The organism is Shewanella sp. Choline-02u-19 (genome assembly GCF_002836205.1).
Lineage (GTDB): Bacteria > Pseudomonadota > Gammaproteobacteria > Enterobacterales > Shewanellaceae > Shewanella.
Genome location: NZ_PJBE01000010.1, coordinates 40,236 through 60,675 on the forward strand (window position 1 = coordinate 40,236; position 20,440 = coordinate 60,675).

The window sequence follows — 20,440 nt, forward strand, 5'->3', positions numbered from 1 at the left end:
TAAAGTAAGTTTACTCAGTCAATTAGAATAATTTTCTAACCGACTAGCAAAGTAAATGGTGTATTTACAAGATAGCTATCGAACCTAAGTTCTTAACAATCAAGTAAATGGTGGAGCTATGCGGGATCGAACCGCAGACCTCCTGCGTGCAAGGCAGGCGCTCTCCCAGCTGAGCTATAGCCCCATTTACATGCAGTCAAACAAATTTACGTTACGACCAAACCTTTCTTATCAAAGATAAGGAAAGATATTGGTGGGTCAGAGTGGACTTGAACCACCGACCTCACCCTTATCAGGGGTGCGCTCTAACCAGCTGAGCTACAGACCCAACGTAATTTTGCTCTTTCTTTATAACAAGCATATCTGTGTGGACACTCAAACGTATTTGCATACTTCAGATGTGAGTTAGTCGTATAGGTAAGGAGGTGATCCAGCCCCAGGTTCCCCTAGGGCTACCTTGTTACGACTTCACCCCAGTCATGAACCACACCGTGGTAAACGCCCTCCCGAAGGTTAAGCTATCTACTTCTGGTGCAGCCCACTCCCATGGTGTGACGGGCGGTGTGTACAAGGCCCGGGAACGTATTCACCGTGACATTCTGATTCACGATTACTAGCGATTCCGACTTCACGGAGTCGAGTTGCAGACTCCGATCCGGACTACGACCGGCTTTGTGGGATTAGCTACACCTCGCGGCTTTGCGACCCTCTGTACCGACCATTGTAGCACGTGTGTAGCCCTACTCGTAAGGGCCATGATGACTTGACGTCGTCCCCACCTTCCTCCGGTTTATCACCGGCAGTCTCCCTAAAGTTCCCACCATTACGTGCTGGCAAATAAGGATAAGGGTTGCGCTCGTTGCGGGACTTAACCCAACATTTCACAACACGAGCTGACGACAGCCATGCAGCACCTGTCTCACAGTTCCCGAAGGCACTAATCCATCTCTGGAAAATTCTGTGGATGTCAAGAGTAGGTAAGGTTCTTCGCGTTGCATCGAATTAAACCACATGCTCCACCGCTTGTGCGGGCCCCCGTCAATTCATTTGAGTTTTAACCTTGCGGCCGTACTCCCCAGGCGGTCTACTTAATGCGTTAGCTTGAGAACCCAGTGTTCAAGACACCAAATTCCGAGTAGACATCGTTTACGGCGTGGACTACCAGGGTATCTAATCCTGTTTGCTCCCCACGCTTTCGTACATGAGCGTCAGTCTTTGTCCAGGGGGCCGCCTTCGCCACCGGTATTCCTTCAGATCTCTACGCATTTCACCGCTACACCTGAAATTCTACCCCCCTCTACAAGACTCTAGTTTGCCAGTTCGAAATGCAGTTCCCAGGTTGAGCCCGGGGCTTTCACATCTCGCTTAACAAACCGCCTGCGTACGCTTTACGCCCAGTAATTCCGATTAACGCTTGCACCCCTCGTATTACCGCGGCTGCTGGCACGAAGTTAGCCGGTGCTTCTTCTGCGAGTAACGTCACACCCAATCGCTATTAACGCTTGAGCTTTCCTCCTCGCTGAAAGTACTTTACAACCCGAAGGCCTTCTTCATACACGCGGCATGGCTGCATCAGGCTTTCGCCCATTGTGCAATATTCCCCACTGCTGCCTCCCGTAGGAGTCTGGACCGTGTCTCAGTTCCAGTGTGGCTGATCATCCTCTCAGACCAGCTAGGGATCGTCGCCTTGGTGAGCCATTACCTCACCAACTAGCTAATCCCGCCTAGGTTCATCCAATCGCGGAAGGCCCGAAGGTCCCCTCCTTTCCCCCGTAGGGCGTATGCGGTATTAGCAGTCGTTTCCAACTGTTATCCCCCTCGATTGGGCAGATACCTAGGTATTACTCACCCGTCCGCCGCTCGTCACCTCAGGAGCAAGCTCCCTTGTGTTACCGCTCGACTTGCATGTGTTAGGCCTGCCGCCAGCGTTCAATCTGAGCCATGATCAAACTCTTCAATTAAAGTTTTTTGCTTTACTCCGTTAAGAGCAAAGCGGCTCAATGAATTATACTGTTTTTCAAAAGCCCGAAGACTTTCGAAGTTTACATATTGCTATGGTCACTCAGTGGTTCATTGAGTAAATATTTTTGATTGCTTCCTAAGAAGCAATTTCGAATAACTCAACACCTGTGAGTGCCCACACAGATTTGCTTGTCATATTGTTAAAGAGCGTGACACCATCTTTCATGTGTCGCCGAAGACGCTAGGTCGTTGGCTTGAGGAGGCGTATTCTACACTCTCCAGTGTCGGCGTCAAGTGCTTATTTTAAGAAGTTTTTCGAGTGATGCTTTCTTAATCAGAAGTCAAAACCGAAGCCTTTAAAGCGCTTGTCACCTGAATTAAATTTCCGAGGAGATTTAACTCTCTAACACCGCTGCAAGTCCCGTACTACCTAAGTAGTTGGCCTGCTGTGCCGTGTCAGTGGGTGCGAATTATAGGGAATTCCTCAGCAAGCGCAAGTGCTTTTTTACAAGAAAATGTCCGCTTGCCTAACTTTTCACCAAGATGTCTATTTGTGCACATTTATCGCGCTTTTTACGACGATAAATCTGCCTATAAAGGAAGAGAATGTAGATAAAGTTCATTTTTTCAGCAACACACTAGTGTATTGGCTAATAATTCATTACCATAAGCAAGTTATTAACAGTTAGTTATCGATCCATTCATTTACACTTCAGAGATTATATATATGCAGAAGTCATTCTTTATCGTTTTAGCCGTTGCCATTATTGGTGCATTAGCTATTTTTCAGATCGCTCCAGATCTAAACGCTGCCATTGCTTTCTTTACTGGCGCGATCATCGCAAGCGTTATCTTTTCTATTCAATCTAAATCAGGAACGTCTGCTGTTGCCAGTAACGAACCTTACACTGGTCCTACTATGACCTTATATGTAGGTAACCTGCCATACCGTGTTCATGAAGGTGAAGTGAAAGCTTTATTCGGTGAGTATGGTCCGGTCAATTCTGTCCGCTTAGTACGAGATCGTAAAACAGGTCGTCGTAAAGGCTTCGGATTTATCGAGATGTCTGAAGCTGGCGCAAAGAAAGCAATGTCTAAGTTAAACGAATATGATTTTCAAGAAAGAACATTGAAGGTTCGTGAGGCTAAGTCTCAAGATTCAGATGCTGATAAAGCAGAAAGCCAGGCATAGCCTAGCTAAGGTGTGTTGAGGAGTGTGGTTCTATTTTAGTGAACCCCTCTTCAACTAACCTTTCTCTCAACCCTACTGCAATATCATCCGTCGTATACACCGCACTGTAATTTACACGTCTTTTGTCATCTGATATCACCGCCGCATCGTTTCCTAGTAAATAAGCAACCCGATCCGCTACCGCTTTACCCGAATCAAGCAAAGTGATGTGATTGCCTAGTACTTGCCGTATCTCAGCTGCCAGTATTGGAAAGTGGGTACAACCTAGCACCAAGGTATCGAGTGCCGATTCTCGGATAGGCGTGAGCAGCAAAGTAAGCTTGGCCATATCGATAGCGGTTCCTGCTAGTTTTGCTTCAGCCAACATAACCAGTTCAGATGAACCAAATAGCTCGACTCGACAATCTTCAGCAAATGCATCAATCAGCTCCTTTGTATAAGGCCGTTTAATCGTACCTGGAGTGGCAAGCAGCCCAATATGTCGCTGTGTTGATATTTTTGCTGCAGGTTTAATTGCTGGTACCACGCCAACAATCGGAATCGATAGCCGCTTTCTTAGTATAGGAAGCACTAGGGTACTGGCTGAGTTGCATGCAACCACTACTATAGCGGCATTAATCCGCTTAGCATGTTCGCAGATAAGTGAAACGCAGCCGGTGATAAGTGCTAACTCCGCTAACTCACCATAAGGTAGACGCGCATTATCAAATAAGTAACAACAGTCCTTGTCAGGTATCAGTGTTCTGATCTCATCCAGAATCGATAAACCACCAATTCCTGAGTCAAAAATGAGAATAGGTCCAGACAAATGCGTGCTCCACTATTATGTAAATCCGTTCATACAGCTGCGTGGTTCGGAAACTCCCAGCAGAATTGACTATTTTGCGTTAAAATTTTCCTACAAGCTAGGTCTAATAAGGAGGGGAAACTGGACATCCCAGCTATCTAGTATAATATTCCGCCCCTAATTTAATGCTCACGGTGATCAAAATATGAATTTAGCAGCAATGGACCCTTCAACCTATGATGTGCAACTCGAAGCAAAGCGCGTCAAGCTAAAGCAGCTATTTACCGATTTTGATACTCCAGAACTTGAATCGTTTGGCTCTGAGCCTGCTCATTATCGCATGCGTGCTGAATTTAGAATGTGGCATGAAGGTGAAGACCTCTACTACTATATGTTCGATAAAGCACTTGATAGTAAAGTACGTTGCGATCAGTTCCTGCCAGCAAGTGAACTTATCAATAAAATGATGCCTGCTTTGGTTGCACTATTAAAGCCAAACACTATCTTGCGTCATCGCTTATTCCAAATTGACTTTCTATCGACGTTAAGTGGTGAGATTTTAGTATCGCTGCTGTATCACAAGCAACTCGATAGCGAATGGGAAGAGCAAGCTAAAATTTTAAAGCAAACACTCAGTAGCCAGTTTAACGTCAACTTAATTGGTCGTGCGCGCAAGCAAAAGCTTGTCTTTGACAAAGACTTCGTCATCGAATCACTTAACGTGGCAGGCGAACAGCTGCAATATCATCAAATTGAAAACAGCTTTACGCAGCCAAACGGCAAAGTATCCGTCAAGATGCTTGAGTGGGCAATTGATGTCACTAAGAACAGTACCGGTGATCTGCTCGAGCTTTATTGCGGTAACGGCAACTTTTCTATCGCGCTGGCACAAAATTTTGAACGAGTATTAGCAACAGAATTGGCTAAACCATCGGTTGAGTCAGCTCAATACAATATTAAAATTAACCAAGTAGATAATTTGCAGATCATTCGCATGTCTGCTGAAGACTTTACCGATGCGATGGCTAAAAAGCGCAGCTATCGACGTTTAGAAGGTATCGATCTCGACGGCTACAACTGTAATACCATTTTCGTTGACCCACCTCGTGCTGGGCTCGATGACAACACGGTTAAATTAGTCCAAGGCTATGAGCGTATCATTTACATCTCATGTAATCCCAATACACTATTAGACAATCTCAAAGAGTTAAGTAAAACGCATAAGATCACTCGATTTGCGTTATTTGATCAATTCCCTTACACCGACCATATGGAGTCTGGTGTTTTTCTTGAGAAAAAGTAACCTCACCCTTTATTAAACAAAAACGGCATCCAAAGGGATGCCGTTTTTGTTATTGAGTTAGCTACTTATGATCTCTTTTACTTTGTAAAGCATCTGCACCTTTAGCAATCATATGCAACTGAATCACTAAGCGGTCAGCTAATACCTTACGATCAGTACGTTTCATATCCAATGCGGCGGCGCCGGCATTAAACACCAAGGTAACCAAAGCTTCTGCCTGTGCATGAGCTAAGTCTGGCGATCTATGAGCTGTAGCTTCCGTATAATGTGCAAGTTCAGAGATAAAATGCTCTATCTCACGTGCTACTGCTGCTCTAAAGGGAGCTGAGGTGCCAGATCGTTCGTGCAATAGAATACGGAACACGTTTGGATTCGACTCCATCACTTCCATGAAAGTTTCAACTGAGATTCGAATGACACTCCCACCCGCCTCAGCACGTTGACGCCCTTTACGCATCATTTGCCGTAGTGTCAGTCCACCTTCATCAACCATGGTCAAGCCCAGCTCATTCATATCTTTGAAATGACGATAGAATGAGGTTGGAGCAATATTGGCCTCACGCGCAACTTCGCGCAAACTTAGGCTAGAAAAGCTACGCTCAGCACTCAACTGATTAAACGCTGCATCGACCAGCGCCCGACGCGTCTTCTCTTTTTGTTGTGCTCTTATGCCCATGTTGCACCTACTCACAAAAATTATATTTCGAATAATAACGCTTTTTTACACAAAACGCAGCATCAACAAACTTGACCCAAGTTCTTATCCAAGTTAAATTAGCGTACAGCTGTACGCTCAACTAGAGATTATTAAAAATAATGAAAAAACCTCCTATTCTTTGGATGAATGTGAGTCTATTTACCATCACATTTGCCTCCGCTGTGTTATTTGTTCCTTGGTACGGTATTGCCCACGGCTTTGAAGCCATTGAATGGGTTGCCTTTGTCGTACTGGCCTTTGCTAGTGGCTTATCGATCACTGGTGGATACCATAGACTCTGGTCTCACCGCACTTACAAAGCACATGCTTCAGTGCGTTTCTTATATGCTCTTGGTGGTGCTTTAGCGCTACAAAATAGCGCATTGCATTGGTCATCTGATCATCGAGTTCACCATAAGCATGTCGATAACAACGACAAAGACCCCTATTCCGCTAAAATGGGATTTTGGTATAGCCATATAGGCTGGATGCTACGTGAGTATCAATCTCAGCGTTACCACGATTACAAGAATGTACGTGACCTACAGAATGATAAAATTGTGATGTGGCAGCATAAATACTACCTTCCCTTATTGATTATTATGAATTTTGGCCTGCCAATTTTACTCGGTTGGTTAAATGGCGACATCCTCGGCATGTTACTACTCGCAGGCCTGCTGCGCTTAGTGGTTGTGCATCACTGTACTTTCTTTATCAATTCTCTTGCCCATATTTGGGGGTCACAGCCGTATACCGATAAAAATACCGCGCGTGATAACGGTTTCATCGCCTTATTAACCTACGGCGAGGGTTATCATAACTACCATCATATTTTTGAAAACGACTATCGCAACGGTATTCACTGGTGGCAGTATGACCCAACCAAGTGGCTAATTGATGGCTTAGCACTCGTTGGCCTGACTCATAGTCGCCGTGTGGTGCCACAAGAGCGTATTGAGAGCGCTCGCTTACAGATGCAGTTAAAACGCACTCAAAATAAAGTGGCCCATCTACCCAATAGCGACGAAATAGTCGAAAAGCTGCAAGCTGAATATGAAACATTGAAAGCGCATTTAGTTGAATATTACGATGCTAAAAAAATATTACTCGAAGCCAAGCGTAAACAACTTGCAGATAGAGACCTTATGACGCGAGTCAAAGAATTAAAACTTCAATTCAAACAACAGCAGAAAAGTTGGCACAGTCTGACGGCCAGTTTCAGCTAACATAATTAACGCCACTCAATAGAGTGGCTTTTTATTATGCTTATCTGCAAGATCCCCCTTAAGCATCAACTTACCTTATGACTTCATTGAAGTCATAAGGTGATGGGTCTATGATGATCGGCTAATTAGCTTCTTTTAGGGCGTTTTAAGCTCATGTCAGATCAACAAATCAAACTTACCGAATACAGCCACGGCGCTGGTTGCGGCTGCAAAATTTCTCCTAAAGTGCTTGGCACTATACTCGCAACTCAACTGCCAGTATTTCACGACCCTAAGTTGCTTGTTGGCAACCAAACGCGAGATGATGCCGCGGTTTACAAACTGAACGATACCACTGGTATTATCAGCACCACCGACTTCTTTATGCCGATTGTTGATGATCCATTTACATTCGGACGCATCGCCGCGACCAATGCAATAAGCGACATCTATGCGATGGGCGGTACACCTATGATGGCAATCGCTATTTTGGGCTGGCCAGTCAATAAATTACCCGCTGAAGTGGCGCAACAAGTGGTTGATGGTGGCAGACAAGCCTGTGCAGATGCGGGCATTATGCTTGCAGGTGGCCACAGTATCGATTCACCTGAGCCTATTTTTGGTTTGGCCGTAACCGGACAAATTCCACTTGAAGAGCTAAAACAGAACAGTACTGCAAAAGTTGGTGACAAACTTTATCTGACTAAACCACTCGGTATCGGTATTTTAACCACTGCGCAAAAACAGAAAAAGCTCGCTGATGCGGATCTTAATACTGCAGCAGAGGCGATGTGCCAACTCAACATATTAGGCCCTGATATCGCAAAGATCCCACAGGTAAATGCACTGACAGATGTCACTGGATTTGGCTTAGCAGGACATCTTTTAGAAATGTGCCATGGCGCAGATCTAGGGGCAAAAATTGATATTAGCTTGTTACCCTTGCTCCCCAACGCACGGCACTATTTAGAAATGGGCTGCATTCCTGGAGGAACTCACAGAAACTTCGACAGTTATGCAGAGCAGTTACCTCCATTAACGGACGAGCAGAAAGCGATTATTTGCGATCCCCAAACAAGTGGTGGTTTACTGATATCTGTGTCGGTTGAAGGTGAAGCTACGCTACAAAAATTGCTTACCGATAACGGTGTAGCACCTATCTGTATCGGCCAACTCGTCGAGAAAGCCGCGACGACAGTGGAGCTTATCTAATGCCACTCAACATTGTGAGCGCAACTGAGTACAGACGAATACTCGTCAGTGATCACCCTATAATGGATGTGCGAGCACCTGTTGAATTTGACAAAGGTGCCTTTCTTGGCAGCACTAATCATCCACTAATGGAAGATGAAGAGCGCAAGCTTGTCGGCACCTGTTACAAGGCGAAAGGCCAAGAAGCAGCTATAGCACTTGGGCACTCACTTGTGGGCGGAGAGATTAAACAGCAAAGAGTTGATACTTGGCTGCGTTTTTTCACCGAAAATCCTAATGCTTATTTGTACTGCTTTCGTGGCGGCTTACGCTCTCAATTAACCCAGCAATGGTTAAAAGAGGCTGGCATCGACGTCCCCTTTATTGAAGGGGGCTACAAAGCGATGCGCCAATTTCTGATTGAAACTATCGATAATGCACCAAGCCAAAAGCCAATGCTGATCCTAAGTGGGATCACCGGCAGCGGCAAGACTGACTTTTTATTAGCCCGCAATGATGCGGTCGATCTAGAAGGTATTGCGCATCATCGTGGTTCAAGCTTTGGCCGTTACCATGAACCTCAACCCACGCAGATTAACTTTGAAAACGCACTCGCTGTGGCACTGCTAAAACATCAAGACAGCGACGCCAAACACTTACTACTTGAAGATGAAAGCTTTCTCATTGGCCGCTCAGCATTACCAAAACCTTTTTATAACGGGATGCAAGCCGCTAATATCGTCGTGCTAGAAGAGCCCCTAGAAGCCAGACTGACACGCTTGCTCAATGAGTATGTGCATAAAATGCATAGCGGCTATATTGAACGTTTAGGTGAAGAAGCGGGATATAATGCATTCGCGGAATACCTTGCGTTAAGTATCACCGGTATCAAGAAGCGTCTTGGCGGAAAACAGCATGACGAATTCCAAGCCATCATCACTAACGCACTTAACATTCAACAAAGCCGTGGCGACACGACAGCGCATCTTGAATGGATTGAACTCCTGCTAAGCAAGTATTACGACCCTATGTATCAATATCAAATTGATAAAAAAGCGGAGCGTATACTATTTAAAGGCAACCACGCTGAAGTCCACCAATGGTTAGATGCTATTTAACCATTAAAACGCGTCAAACGGTTATCTCGTCAAGCATGAGGTAGCCGACTTTTTCATATCGAAAATCCTACCTCAACTTGCCCTCTGAACCCACTCGCTTGTCTTTGCTCTATACGGCACTTGAGTAATTTAGCGTTGGCAATTACTGGCTGAGCTTGAGCGCCAGCGATACAGACCAACACAGGGGCTGATTGCGATAGCGTAACACCATGCCATTGTCGCTTATTAATGATATATGCCAGCAAACCTCTTTGTGCAGCCTTTAGTGGATCTGTAACGAAATACACTGGTCGATTAAACATACCGTAAAGAACCAGCAATGTACGCCAGTTAAGCGGGGTTAACTCGACAATTAGCGGCATCGATTTATCCTGCAGTAAGGGAGCCAATTTGGTCTTATTAGACACCGTCACTCTATTCAGCACTCTACGCACCACATAACTCATGGCGCTCACGACAAGCTCAGGCCAAAAAACGAATAGCAGTAAAAGCACCAATACGTTGCCGCAAGCGAGCAGTAAAAACAGTTGCTCTATATTCCACTGCAATCCATTTAGCACCAACATGGCGAAAATAGCCGATGTCACCATAAAGAGCGCATTCATGATGTTATTACTGGCGATAGCTTGCGCACACTCACTTTCATCTGCGCGAGCTTGAATAAAGGTATATAGCGGCACGATAAACAGACCGCCACCGACCCCTATCATGAATAGATCAAACATGAGGCGATAATGACTAGCATCAGCGATAAAGGAACGGATATCAAATACAGGCTCTGACACTAAAACCACAGGCAATGCAGCATACAAATCAATGCCAAAGCCGCCGAGTAGCATAAGTCCGATCGGTGCGACACCCAACTCGACCTGTTTGAAAGACAAGCGTTCACAAACAAAAGAGCCAATACCAATTCCTACTGAAAACAGTAGCAATAACAAAGAGACTACTGTTGGGTCGGCATTGAGCGTGATCCGTGCAAAGTTAGGGATCTGGGTTAAATAGGTTGCACCCACAAACCAAAACCAACTAATCGCCAAGATGGCTAACCAGATATCCTTAGTTTTTCGGACCTTACGAATACTCGCAACCGTAGCAGAAATAATCGAAAATTGAGGCTTTATCCGATTAGGTGTCGGGACACTGGGGATCATACAACTGGCGAGTAAGCCGATCATCGCCAGTATCAAGACACTGCCAGCCGCCCAATAAGTGGCATTGTCACTCGCTACAATCAGCCCTGCGGATAGTGTGCCGATTAAGATGGCTAAAAACGTGCCCATCTCTACCCAAGCATTGCCCGATACTAGTTCATTCTCTTTAAGCACGCGTGGCAGTAGTGAGTATTTAACAGGACCAAAGTATGCAGACTGCGTTCCCATTAAAAACAGCAAGAGCAACATAATAAGATAGCTATGGGAGAGTATGGCGAACACTGCCGCCGACATAATCAAAAATTCGACAACCTTAAGGCGACGGATCAGTATCGCTTTATCAACACTATCTGCAATTTGGCCAGCATGGGCGGAAAACAATAAAAACGGCAGTATAAACAAACCTGCGGCAAGGTTTACAAACAGATGCACATCTATCGGTAAAGCCTCAATTTGCGAGTAACTCACCATCAGTAACAGCACGTTTTTAAATACATTGTCATTTAATGCCCCCAAGCACTGGGTAATGAAGTAGGGCAAAAAGCGGCGACTAAATAACATGATTTTCCTTTTGAAATGGCTGACGAGATCTACAACTACACGACAATGACAAAATAAGTCCCATAAAAAAGCCATCACACTGTGATGGCTTCAATCTGCTGAGGACTTAGCTCTCAGCTGTGAGGATCTCGTCCCAGGCTAAATTCGGCGAACCAACAACAATGAAATTTGGGTTCTCTAAACTTTCACGCTCATTATAGCTCAGTGGTTGCAGTGCAAGATCCATAATCTGCCCGCCTGCCTCTTCGACAATAATCTGCGCGGCGCCAGTGTCCCACTCTCCAGTGGGGCCTATGCGCACATAGCTATCGGCGCGACCTTCAGCCACTAAACAGCTTTTCAATGCAGCTCCCCCGAGAACGACGAGTTCACAGTGCTTATTCTGATTAAACAGCTTTATCACCGATTGTGGATCTTGACGCCGACTGACCGCCAATCGCAACGGGCTATTATCATCTTTGCCAATCTGACGGCTACTGATGCGTAGATCATTACCTTTTACACGCTTATAAGCGCCTAATCCGGCGATCGCGTAATAACACACCTCAGTCATCGGCACATAAACAACACCTACGATAGGACGATTATGCTCGACCAATGCGATGATGACCGAGAAGTCACCACTACCTGCGATAAATTCGCCAGTACCATCCAGTGGGTCGACTAACCAATACCGTTGCCAGTGACTGCGCTGTGCGAAAGGGATATCAGCAGCTTCTTCCGATAATACTGGAATATCGGGGGTTAACTCATTCAACGCTTTGGTAATAATATTATGCGCTGCGATATCAGCCGAGGTAACAGGGGTGTTATCTGACTTTATCTCGCGATCATAATCACCTTTTTGGTAAATATCGCGAATTCTTTTACCCGCCACGGTGGCGATTTCAATGACTTGATCGATGTAACTCTCTGGCTTCATAACGACTCCAACAGCCTCACTACCCGAATATTTGTTGAACTACTTAAGTTGTAGATGCTTTTGCGCTAAAAATAAAGCACTTACACTACGTGACTCTGAGAAATCCTGCTCTTGTAATAAACTCAGCCACTGATCAAGTGGCCATTTGACCAACTCTATCGGTTCAGGTTCATCCCCTTCCAGCTCACTCTGGTAAAGCTCTTCAGCCAGAAATATCTGCATTTTACTCGCAAAATATCCTGGTGCTAAGCTTAATTCCATCAAATGAGTCAGTTTTTTCGAGCCAAAACCAATCTCTTCCTGTAATTCTCGGTTGGCAGCCTCTGCAGCGTTCTCACCCGGATCAATCAGTCCTTTCGGAAAACCGAGCTCGTAACTGTGCGTGCCCGCCGCGTACTCTCGACCTAACAGTAGCTGTTTTTGATCAAGTACTGGCACAACCATTACCGCACCACGGTTATTGCCTTTCATCCGCTCATATTGGCGTTCAACTTGATTCGAAAACCTTAAATGCACTTGTTCAATTTGAAATAATCGACTCTTGGCGACGACTTCAGCATGCAATATTTCCGGTTTAACGTTCTTGTTAGTCATACACATCCCAGTGTTGATGCAGATAAATTTACGAGATCAGTTACAATCTTACTATTCTACCTGCAATCTACAACCTGAATTTTTGAGGATCAGCAAACTATGTTCCCATGGCGCAAAATTGATACCGTTCTACTCGATATGGATGGCACTTTGCTCGACCTTCATTTCGATAACCATTTTTGGCTAAATTTAGTCCCCAAAGCGCTCAGTGAACAACGTAATATCACAGAGAAAACAGCAATGGAGTGGGTTGAGACGAGTTACCAAAATGTAGAGGGTACCCTCGATTGGTACTGCTTAGACTATTGGGAACGGCAGATGGGGTTAGATATAATGACCTTACATAAAACGCTCGTGGATAAGATCCAGCTACGCCAAGACAGCTTGCCGTTTTTATATGCGTTAAAGCAAGCAGATAAGCGCCGTATCCTGGTAACAAATGCACACCCGAAAGGCTTAGCCCTAAAACTGCAGCATACGGACTTAGCACTTGGGCTCGATGAAATGATCTCTAGCCATGAAACCGGCTACCCAAAAGAGCATCCGTTATTCTGGCAGCAACTTTTTCAGCGCTTTAATTTAGACCCAGCTCGCTGCTTATTCATTGATGATAACGAAGCGATTCTAGCGGCTGCGAAACTGGCAGGGGTGGGCTATCAATTAGGTGTTACCAACCCCGATAGTCAGAAGCCAGTTAAACCCTTTAACGATTTTCCTGCAATAGCAGATTATCGTCACCTGCTAGACGAATTACTCGCCAGCGACAGCGTGATTTAAAGCGAGCTTGTCGATCTAAAAAGGGCACTATAAAGTGCCCTTTTTTAATGACCGTGAGTAATGCCTAGATCGGCAATCGGCCTTGATAAGTAATAGGGTAATAGCCTTGGCTGTCTTTTTTACCTAAAAATCCCAGGGCTTTTTTCAAATCATCCGGTTGAGTATTCACTTCACGAATTTTGGCATTTACCTGCATCATCTTATTGTCGGCCAATACGATGGTGCCATCTAAACCCAATCCGTTTAGCTTTTCATCAGTGGCTAATTGCACGTTGCCATCAAGACAACTTAAGCCTAAAGCAATGTCACCGAGTGGGTAATTACCAAACTGATTGGTGACTTGTACCTTATTTAAAAATAGCTTACCGACTAGCTGCTCACACCAAGGCAATCCTTGTTCAAAAGTATTCACTAACGCACTAATATCACCATTGATTTTGGTCTTAAACGGTAAACGAGTCTTGCCAAGCAAGAAGTCACTTGGTGCGTCAAAACGCAAACCACTGACATCGAGTCCGCCAAATGAATAAGCCACAACGCCTTTGCCATTAACTGCACTGCTACGCGTCCCGATACTTATATCAGCCTTAACCGTTCCGGTTAATAATGAAGCAATACTTAAATCCCATTGCACCTGTTCAACTTGACGTTTTTGCACGCTAAGCATATCAATACTGCCAGACCAAATAGTACCCGACACACCATTGAGAACGATATTGGCTGGGATAGGGGCCAATTTAACGGCCATACTTGCAGGAAACAAAACCAGCAGGAACACCAAATAGATGAAAAAACCGAGCGCTATTTTTTTAACTAATTTCACAACAACATCCTACTTGGATAACTGAATTCGGCGAACATTTACAAAACCAGGCGTATCAGATTCTGCCAAATCGAGGCTCTCTAACGACAAGCCTTGATTTTGAACCAACTCATAAAGGTAGCTAAGCAAGGTTTCGAACGGAACTTCATCCATCCATACTTGGATTTTATTCCCTTGCGGCTGCATACGGGTAATGGTCAAACCAAAACGACCTGCGGTTTGATTAACTGCTGCACTTAAGCTGCCTTTAAAAGCACTACCTTGGCTTGTCTGTTTCAAGCCCGCTATACGGTTAGCGGTCTTCTTTACATAATTTAGCGTACTAAGTTGCCCTTCAAGATTGAGCTGCGCATCATTTTCAGCATTAGCTATCGGAGTCCAAATACCCCAATACAAAATACCAATCAATAACACTACACCACAAGCGCTGACCATCTGCTTTTCACGCAGAACCAGTCCAGCCCACCATACTTTAATGTTATCCATCTTATTTGCTCCTGATGGTTAAGGTGCTAGTGACTTCTGATTCACCGCTATTCATTGCGCCACCATCGAGCTTATATGAGCGAGAGATTATCTCTTTAAACTTTTCAATCTGATCGTAGCTTTTGGCCTTAACCTGCATGCGGATCTCGCTGCGACTACTGTCGAAGCGTAATGAGGTGGGTTTTAAATCCGTGACTTGAGCAAATGCGACTTTTGTACCTTCTAGCATCGCAAAAAATTCACTACCACTGCCGCCGCCCTGCATCTTGCGAACATAGCTTTCCATTTGAGCCCGTAAATTAACGACTCGAGAACTGCCCGGAACCACTTGCTTATAGATCTGTTCACTTTGTAGCTTTACGGCATCAGCTTTGGCATTCATCTGATGAATGTTGAGCCCTTTGTTTACCAGAGCCAATATCACAACCACGGCAAATACAACGGCGGCATTGCGCCATAAACTCAAATGTTTACCATATTCGCGTTTAGGCTGATAAACCCCTGACAGTAAATTCATTGGGGCATTCAGTATACCCCGAGCCAAAACCAGCATAGGGAGGTCGAGTGGCTGCTCTTTAATATCAACACCCGTCAACGTTAATTCGGTATAGCCTGCGACAGTGGTGGTGTTTGCGCTATCAGGTAACAATTGTGGTAAAGCCACATCTAACCAGTCTTTATTAAGGCTAACACCACTGCTTTCGCCTGTTCTAAGCAGAATATCTTGCCCAAAAGTAATAGCGGCCCAGTCACACTCTGCCAGCGGCAGTGCCAAACAATCAGGGACGATACACTTGGCTTTAAGCCCAGCTTCAGCTAGCCATTCAATCCAATTTTGCATCTGTTCGTGTGCCACAACGGCAATACTGAGTGCGTCACCTTGGCGGGGGCCCACCACAAAATGAAGCTCATCAACATCTTGAGCTAAATTTTCTTCCAGCATAAAAGGTAGCGCTTTAATCGCTTGGCGCTGACCCTTTTCTGGCAGGTCCACTGCGGTCAATGTAATGCTAGAGGCCGGGACTAAAACGTCTACCGCACGGTTACCCGCTCTTTCAGTCAGAGTTGATAGCGCACTGGCGTCACTCAGTTCGCCAGAACCTATAATTTCTTGCTCCTGTTCAGACCAAACGAGCCACGAACATGGTTGCTCAAATGATTGCCCTAAACGGATGAATAATCTTTCACTCACTGATCTGTCTCCACAAGTCTCTTTAACTCATTAAAGGACTGTTGTTATTTTTGTCCGCCAAACTGCCGGGATAACACTTCTAGCGTTTTGCTATCGCCTTTGAGCACACTTTCAAGCCTAAAGACGGCGTTATCAACTTTGGCTCCCGCTTGCAGTAGGAAATAGCTACTGGTCACACCAAAACTTGATTTAAGCTGTGCGTCACTGGCTAGGCCGGCGATAGAGGAGTTTTCCCAAAACTCGTCTATTTTTTCGTAGCCATCACCTGGGCGTTGGTTAATGATACTTTCAGCTTCACCCACCGAAATTTTATTATCGAGCATGCCAGCAATCAGTGCCGCTTGCTCAACAGGGACCGTATTAACATTTAACACCATAGTGCTATTGCCCGGTACTGCACACACATACGGCGCTATTTTCAGATAGATATCTTGGGTAAACCCCATCACCGCACGCAGTTCACTCTTATGGCTCAGCAAAGTATTAGCTGCACGATAAGGGACATTACGCGCCTCATAGTCTGCATCTTCTGCACCGTAAGGCCCTGCAGTCGTATCCTCATCTATATAATCTTTTAAGGTTTGCGCTAAGCGCTCGGCCGCAAAGTCATCCATACCCAATGCCACTAATAAGCCTTTAAATTGCACTGCGGGCAAAGGTAATTTGGGCTGACCGTTTTCTACTGTCTTAGTCGTCTGTGATAATGCATTCAGGTTAAAACATGACTGCATATCACTTATTTTACCGGCGATCTCCCCATTCTCTGCTGGAAAAATCACATCGGCTTGCGCCCAGTACTGTTGCATATGCACAGTATCAGAGTCTTCTAAATCTTGTTTTAAGACCTTCTTCGCGATCTCTTCAGCCGAGATGGCATACCAAAAAGCTTGATCGTATTGCGCCAAATTAATGGTGCGCCTAACGGATATCTGGTTTCTAGAGGTTATCTTGGTCGCCACTATTGCCACTATTGCTACAATCAATAATACGACAATGAGTGCGACTCCACGCTGCTTAGTCCGCATCGTTAAGTCCCTTTACCGTTATTGCCCGAACCATTACCCGTGTCTTCTTTTTCTTTGTCTTTTTCTGTGTCGTTATTGTTATTACCGCCGTTATTATTGCTCGAGTTACTGCCCGCTGGGGCCCCTAACGGCAATAGAAACTTACGCTGAACTTTGCCTAAATCTTCAAATTCAATTTCCATGGCTATCGCCTTGGGTAATTTGGTAGCGTCGGTTTTTCGTTCCCACTTATCGTCGCTAAAGAAAGCATACTCAACAGAAATAACCTTTTCCATTATCACCGTTTTTATCGGTTCAGCGCCAATTTCAGGCTCTGGATAGGGGTAATACCAACGCTGTAACTGTCCCTCTATCACTACGTAGGCTACCGACTGTAGGCTGCCTCGAGGCAATAGACCATCAGGGTTTAACCAACCCAAACGGAAAAACACTAGCGACTCAGATTCTGAGTCGAGCATGTTGTCACCGGTTTGAAATACCGTGGTACCGCGACCGCCGTCAAGCAGCCTTGGCGTGCGAGCCACCATTTGGTTTAGATCACGCTCAATGATCCCAAAGCCTTGTTGCATCGCTTTTAACTTGCCAGCAAACTCACGCGTAACCGTGTCGTTTTGTAGCACTGTGTGCAGTACCGTATTGGCTGCCAGCCCTAACAAAGCAAAAATCGAAATAGCGATCAACATCTCAAGCAGCGTAAAGCCACGATTAGATTTAGTCAGACTTGAGGACATAACTGCTCACCTCGGCAATGACACGACCAAAGCGCTCATCGTCGCTGATGGTTATTCGTATCATTCTAAAATTATCATCCGTTGTCTTAACAACCTCTTTGCGCCAGTACCAATCTTTGCTCGCTAACCGCTCTTGGCCATCTTTACGACCAATATCAGGAAACTTAGACTCTAAGCGGGCTTCAACCATTTGGTTATGCGCGACCCACTGTGCCATGGTGCGCTCTTCCAATATCGGCATATTAGCCATCTGCTCGCCTAAGCTTTTGGTAATCGATACCGCGGCAATAGAAAAAACCGCTAGCGCGACGATCACTTCGAGTAAGGTCATACCGCGTTGCTTAATAAACATAAGCACTCACTCTGTTGCTTGCGCTTGAAAATGCTGGAAAATAACTAGATATCATCTTCATGGTCCAATTTTAATCTACCCAGCACATCGCCAAACACAACCACTTCAATCTCTTTATTCATTTCATTTCGGGTGACGAAAGACAGTTCAAATGCACTCATTTCACCACTCGGGAATAGCAGGATTTGCGGTTCCGGATATTTCTTTTTGTCGTCCGCTGATGGCTCAATTAAAGGCTCATCGAACCAGCTGTCTTGTTCTTCATCTTCTTGCACTAGCGGCAAACCATCTAGAACAAGGTGTAACTCAAATCCAGGTTCCATTTGCCTTGCAGATAACAGCCGGTCTTGTTCTAAGGGCTTCCATTTACCGTCGTCGTAGTCGTAATAGACATATTCATAACTGTCTTTTTCAACAACAATACCAATGAATTGACCGCTAAGTACCGTTTCATCTAACACCATCTCAGCTGACATCATAAATTGCACAGCCAGACGTTCGAGCGCTTTCTCTTGGCTTGCGCCGCCCATACTTAAAGTCACAGCCGAAGCGGCTAATCCCATCAGTAACACCACGAGCAACACCTCCATTAAGGTGAAGCCCGCTTGACGTGCTCGAACAATTCGTGACAATGTCATCTTATTGCAAGTTCTGCAGGTTCCAGTTACCGATATCATCTTCTGTACCAGCCTGGCCATCAGGCCCGACACTGAAGATATCTAACTTACCATTTTCACCTGGGCTTAAAAGCAGGTAATCATTGCGCCATGGATCTTGTGGTAAACGCTTAACATAACCATCTTCGCGGTAGTTACGTGGCTCTGGCGACATCGTTGGCTTCTGCACTAACGCTTCTAAGCCCTGCTCTGTCGTTGGATAGATACTGTTGTCTAACCGATACATATCTAACGCATTTTCTAGCGCGACAATGTCTGAAACCGCTTTTTGTTGATCAGCTTTATCTTTGTTACCCATTAAGTTAGGCACGACCATCGAGGCTAAGATACCTAAAATAACGATAACGACCATCACTTCTAAAAGTGTAAAACCTTTTTGTTTACTACGAATTTGCATTGAAAACTTCCTTTAACTGAATGACTTATATATCTCGCTATATGGCAATGCCAACATCGAAACTATTCGTTAACCACTGATCAGATTATTCAGCGCTAAAATTGGCTGAAGAATCGCTAACACAATAAATAACACCACTGCGGCCATACTCACAACCAACATAGGTTCAAATACACCAAGTGCAATCGTGACATTTGACTCAAACTCCCGATCTTGGTTATCTGCAGCCCGCTCCAACATCTGCTCGAGTTGACCACTTTTTTCACCAGAGCTAATCATATAGAGCATCATTGGCGGAAAAAGTTTAGTATTTGCTAAAGCAGCACCCAAACTTGTGCCCTCACGCACACGCGATGTGGCCTCTTCAACGGCCGCTTTAACTCTTACATTAATCAATACATCGCTAGCAATACGCATAGCATCAAGCAATGGCACCGAACTCGCTGCGAGGATACTCAAAGTACGAGCAAAACGAGCGGTATTTAAACTTTTACTGACCTTACTGACCACGGGAACACGCAATAACAGCGTATCGTATTTCATTCTATTGGCTGGCACCACGAGTAAGCGCTTCAATAACACAAACAGTCCGATAAGCAGCCCAAGAACAACCAGTCCATAGTCTCGAATAAAATCAGAAGAGCTGATGAGTAACTCGGTAGTCCAAGGTAATGCTTGGCCCATGTGCTCAAACTGACCAACCACCTCAGGCACTACGGCTGCAAGCAAAATAGCAATCACACCCACTGCAACACACGTTAGGACAACAGGATAGATCATTGCTTGAGTCATTTTACTTTTGAGTTGCTGGCGACGCTCGGTATAGTCTGCAAGACGATTCAATACCACTTCTAAGTGACCAGACTTTTCACCTGATGCCACCATAGCGCGATAGAGCTCGTCAAAAATGTGGGGAAACTCAGCCATCGAGTCAGCTAAGCTATAACCTTCAACAACACGTGAACGAACCGCCATAATCATACTGGCGAGGCGATCTTTTTCGCATTGTTGACCGACGGCTTTAAGGGCCTCTTCAATCGGTAAGCCCGCCGCCACTAACGTTGCAATTTGGCGAGTGATCAATGCCAGTTCAGACACTGATATTCCGCGCTTAAAAAAGCTCACTCCTGCCGATTTTGTTTTACTCTCTTTTTCGACCACTGGGGTTATTTCCAGTGGCATTAAACGTAGCTCTCTGAGCTGGCCTCGGGCATGCCTTGCAGTGTCTGCTTCAACAACGCCTTTTTGTTGCTTGCCGGCTTTATCTAATGCTTTGTATTCAAATGCTGGCACT

At 45.2% G+C, this 20,440-nt stretch carries 20 protein-coding genes, 2 tRNA genes and 1 rRNA gene; 6 read left to right on the forward strand and 17 right to left on the reverse strand.

From position 1 onward, the window contains the following. Positions 1-108: 108 nt before the first annotated feature. The 3 genes from CXF83_RS00345 to CXF83_RS00355 form a co-directional block, all read right to left on the reverse strand. Positions 109-184 (reverse strand) — tRNA-Ala (locus CXF83_RS00345). A 67-nt stretch (positions 185-251) separates the two neighbouring features. Beyond that, positions 252-328: transfer RNA gene (locus CXF83_RS00350), tRNA-Ile, on the reverse strand. 90 nt (positions 329-418) lie between these two features. Next, positions 419-1,961: ribosomal RNA gene (locus tag CXF83_RS00355) — 16S ribosomal RNA — on the reverse strand. 728 nt (positions 1,962-2,689) lie between these two features. Here CXF83_RS00355 and CXF83_RS00360 point away from each other — a divergent pair. Further along, positions 2,690-3,154 carry an RNA recognition motif domain-containing protein gene (locus tag CXF83_RS00360; RefSeq protein ID WP_101091910.1) on the forward strand — a complete coding sequence of 155 codons (465 nt, stop codon included), beginning with the start codon at positions 2,690-2,692 and terminating at the stop codon, positions 3,152-3,154. 1 nt (position 3,155) lies between these two features. Here CXF83_RS00360 and murI read toward each other — a convergent pair whose 3' ends face one another. Continuing rightward, entirely contained in the window at positions 3,156-3,962 is an 807-nt protein-coding gene (murI, locus tag CXF83_RS00365; protein ID WP_101091911.1) for a glutamate racemase, read from the reverse strand. A gap of 184 nt (positions 3,963-4,146) precedes the next feature. On the opposite strand from murI, the gene trmA reads away from it, so the two are divergent. Further along, positions 4,147-5,244 carry a tRNA (uridine(54)-C5)-methyltransferase TrmA gene (gene trmA / locus CXF83_RS00370; RefSeq protein ID WP_101091912.1) on the forward strand — a complete coding sequence of 366 codons (1,098 nt, stop codon included), beginning with the start codon at positions 4,147-4,149 and terminating at the stop codon, positions 5,242-5,244. A gap of 61 nt (positions 5,245-5,305) precedes the next feature. Here the strand turns inward: trmA and fabR are convergent, their stop codons facing one another. After that, entirely contained in the window at positions 5,306-5,920 is a 615-nt protein-coding gene (gene fabR / locus CXF83_RS00375; protein WP_101091913.1) for an HTH-type transcriptional repressor FabR, read from the reverse strand. A gap of 140 nt (positions 5,921-6,060) precedes the next feature. Here fabR and CXF83_RS00380 point away from each other — a divergent pair, with 140 nt between their 5' ends. The 3 genes from CXF83_RS00380 to mnmH all read left to right on the forward strand — a co-directional run bounded on the left by CXF83_RS00380 (position 6,061) and on the right by mnmH (position 9,455). Then, positions 6,061-7,167 (forward strand): acyl-CoA desaturase, encoded by a 1,107-nt coding sequence (locus CXF83_RS00380; protein WP_101091914.1) that lies wholly within the window; start codon positions 6,061-6,063, stop codon positions 7,165-7,167. 153 nt (positions 7,168-7,320) lie between these two features. Further along, positions 7,321-8,358, forward strand: a complete 1,038-nt coding sequence (gene selD, locus CXF83_RS00385; RefSeq protein WP_101091915.1) for a selenide, water dikinase SelD — start codon at positions 7,321-7,323, stop codon at positions 8,356-8,358. Beyond that, the gene (gene mnmH, locus CXF83_RS00390; protein ID WP_101091916.1) at positions 8,358-9,455 is read left to right on the forward strand and encodes a tRNA 2-selenouridine(34) synthase MnmH; all 1,098 of its coding nucleotides are present in this window, start codon (positions 8,358-8,360) and stop codon (positions 9,453-9,455) included. Before selD ends, mnmH begins: the two co-directional genes overlap by 1 nt. Positions 9,456-9,508: 53 nt before the next feature. On the opposite strand, the gene CXF83_RS00395 is transcribed toward mnmH, so the two are convergent. From CXF83_RS00395 to nudE, 3 genes are all read right to left on the reverse strand, one after another. Beyond that, positions 9,509-11,170, reverse strand: a complete 1,662-nt coding sequence (locus CXF83_RS00395) for an MFS transporter (RefSeq protein WP_101091917.1) — start codon at positions 11,168-11,170, stop codon at positions 9,509-9,511. A gap of 106 nt (positions 11,171-11,276) precedes the next feature. Next, positions 11,277-12,092 carry a 3'(2'),5'-bisphosphate nucleotidase CysQ gene (cysQ, locus tag CXF83_RS00400; RefSeq protein ID WP_101091918.1) on the reverse strand — a complete coding sequence of 272 codons (816 nt, stop codon included), beginning with the start codon at positions 12,090-12,092 and terminating at the stop codon, positions 11,277-11,279. Positions 12,093-12,131: 39 nt separating this feature from the next. Then, on the reverse strand, positions 12,132-12,686 hold the full coding sequence (gene nudE, locus CXF83_RS00405; RefSeq protein ID WP_101091919.1) for an ADP compounds hydrolase NudE: 555 nt from the start codon (positions 12,684-12,686) through the stop codon (positions 12,132-12,134). A 99-nt stretch (positions 12,687-12,785) separates the two neighbouring features. Here nudE and yrfG point away from each other — a divergent pair, with 99 nt between their 5' ends. Beyond that, positions 12,786-13,463, forward strand: a complete 678-nt coding sequence (yrfG, locus tag CXF83_RS00410; RefSeq protein ID WP_101091920.1) for a GMP/IMP nucleotidase — start codon at positions 12,786-12,788, stop codon at positions 13,461-13,463. Between the two features lie 64 nt (positions 13,464-13,527). Here the strand turns inward: yrfG and CXF83_RS00415 are convergent, their stop codons facing one another. The 9 genes from CXF83_RS00415 to gspF all read right to left on the reverse strand — a co-directional run bounded on the left by CXF83_RS00415 (position 13,528) and on the right by gspF (position 20,439). Then, positions 13,528-14,286, reverse strand: coding sequence for a type II secretion system protein N (locus CXF83_RS00415; RefSeq protein ID WP_101091921.1), 759 nt, complete (start codon positions 14,284-14,286; stop codon positions 13,528-13,530). 9 nt (positions 14,287-14,295) lie between these two features. Continuing rightward, positions 14,296-14,772, reverse strand: a complete 477-nt coding sequence (locus CXF83_RS00420; protein ID WP_101091922.1) for a type II secretion system protein M — start codon at positions 14,770-14,772, stop codon at positions 14,296-14,298. Position 14,773: 1 nt separating this feature from the next. Continuing rightward, positions 14,774-15,964: a type II secretion system protein GspL gene (gene gspL, locus CXF83_RS00425; protein ID WP_101091923.1), complete on the reverse strand. Its 1,191-nt coding sequence runs from the start codon at positions 15,962-15,964 to the stop codon at positions 14,774-14,776. A gap of 44 nt (positions 15,965-16,008) precedes the next feature. Next, a complete protein-coding gene (gene gspK / locus CXF83_RS00430) occupies positions 16,009-16,989 on the reverse strand; it encodes a type II secretion system minor pseudopilin GspK (RefSeq protein ID WP_101091924.1) in 981 nt (326 codons plus the stop codon). 2 nt (positions 16,990-16,991) lie between these two features. Further along, positions 16,992-17,720 carry a type II secretion system minor pseudopilin GspJ gene (gspJ, locus tag CXF83_RS00435; protein ID WP_101091925.1) on the reverse strand — a complete coding sequence of 243 codons (729 nt, stop codon included), beginning with the start codon at positions 17,718-17,720 and terminating at the stop codon, positions 16,992-16,994. Next, positions 17,701-18,072, reverse strand: a complete 372-nt coding sequence (gspI, locus tag CXF83_RS00440) for a type II secretion system minor pseudopilin GspI (RefSeq protein WP_101091926.1) — start codon at positions 18,070-18,072, stop codon at positions 17,701-17,703. The genes gspJ and gspI overlap by 20 nt, the downstream gene beginning before the upstream one ends. Positions 18,073-18,116: 44 nt before the next feature. Further along, a complete protein-coding gene (gspH, locus tag CXF83_RS00445; protein WP_101091927.1) occupies positions 18,117-18,749 on the reverse strand; it encodes a type II secretion system minor pseudopilin GspH in 633 nt (210 codons plus the stop codon). Further along, a complete protein-coding gene (gspG, locus tag CXF83_RS00450) occupies positions 18,712-19,146 on the reverse strand; it encodes a type II secretion system major pseudopilin GspG (RefSeq protein WP_101091928.1) in 435 nt (144 codons plus the stop codon). Before gspG ends, gspH begins: the two co-directional genes overlap by 38 nt. A gap of 69 nt (positions 19,147-19,215) precedes the next feature. After that, positions 19,216-20,439 carry a type II secretion system inner membrane protein GspF gene (gene gspF / locus CXF83_RS00455; RefSeq protein ID WP_101091929.1) on the reverse strand — a complete coding sequence of 408 codons (1,224 nt, stop codon included), beginning with the start codon at positions 20,437-20,439 and terminating at the stop codon, positions 19,216-19,218. Position 20,440 lies beyond the last annotated feature (1 nt).

Bases quoted from the DNA above. Each gene is read 5' to 3' on its own strand.
- trmA (WP_101091912.1), top strand. From the start codon at position 4,147: ATGAATTTAGCAGCAATGGACCCTTCAACCTATGATGTGCAACTCGAA.
- nudE (WP_101091919.1), bottom strand. From the start codon at position 12,686: ATGACTAACAAGAACGTTAAACCGGAAATATTGCATGCTGAAGTCGTC.
- cysQ (WP_101091918.1), bottom strand. From the start codon at position 12,092: ATGAAGCCAGAGAGTTACATCGATCAAGTCATTGAAATCGCCACCGTG.
- CXF83_RS00380 (WP_101091914.1), top strand. From the start codon at position 6,061: ATGAAAAAACCTCCTATTCTTTGGATGAATGTGAGTCTATTTACCATC.
- gspG (WP_101091928.1), bottom strand. From the start codon at position 19,146: ATGCAAATTCGTAGTAAACAAAAAGGTTTTACACTTTTAGAAGTGATG.
- mnmH (WP_101091916.1), top strand. From the start codon at position 8,358: ATGCCACTCAACATTGTGAGCGCAACTGAGTACAGACGAATACTCGTC.
- yrfG (WP_101091920.1), top strand. From the start codon at position 12,786: ATGTTCCCATGGCGCAAAATTGATACCGTTCTACTCGATATGGATGGC.
- gspI (WP_101091926.1), bottom strand. From the start codon at position 18,072: ATGTTTATTAAGCAACGCGGTATGACCTTACTCGAAGTGATCGTCGCG.
- fabR (WP_101091913.1), bottom strand. From the start codon at position 5,920: ATGGGCATAAGAGCACAACAAAAAGAGAAGACGCGTCGGGCGCTGGTC.
- CXF83_RS00395 (WP_101091917.1), bottom strand. From the start codon at position 11,170: ATGTTATTTAGTCGCCGCTTTTTGCCCTACTTCATTACCCAGTGCTTG.
- CXF83_RS00360 (WP_101091910.1), top strand. From the start codon at position 2,690: ATGCAGAAGTCATTCTTTATCGTTTTAGCCGTTGCCATTATTGGTGCA.
- selD (WP_101091915.1), top strand. From the start codon at position 7,321: ATGTCAGATCAACAAATCAAACTTACCGAATACAGCCACGGCGCTGGT.
- CXF83_RS00420 (WP_101091922.1), bottom strand. From the start codon at position 14,772: ATGGATAACATTAAAGTATGGTGGGCTGGACTGGTTCTGCGTGAAAAG.
- gspK (WP_101091924.1), bottom strand. From the start codon at position 16,989: ATGCGGACTAAGCAGCGTGGAGTCGCACTCATTGTCGTATTATTGATT.
- gspH (WP_101091927.1), bottom strand. From the start codon at position 18,749: ATGATATCGGTAACTGGAACCTGCAGAACTTGCAATAAGATGACATTG.
- gspJ (WP_101091925.1), bottom strand. From the start codon at position 17,720: ATGTCCTCAAGTCTGACTAAATCTAATCGTGGCTTTACGCTGCTTGAG.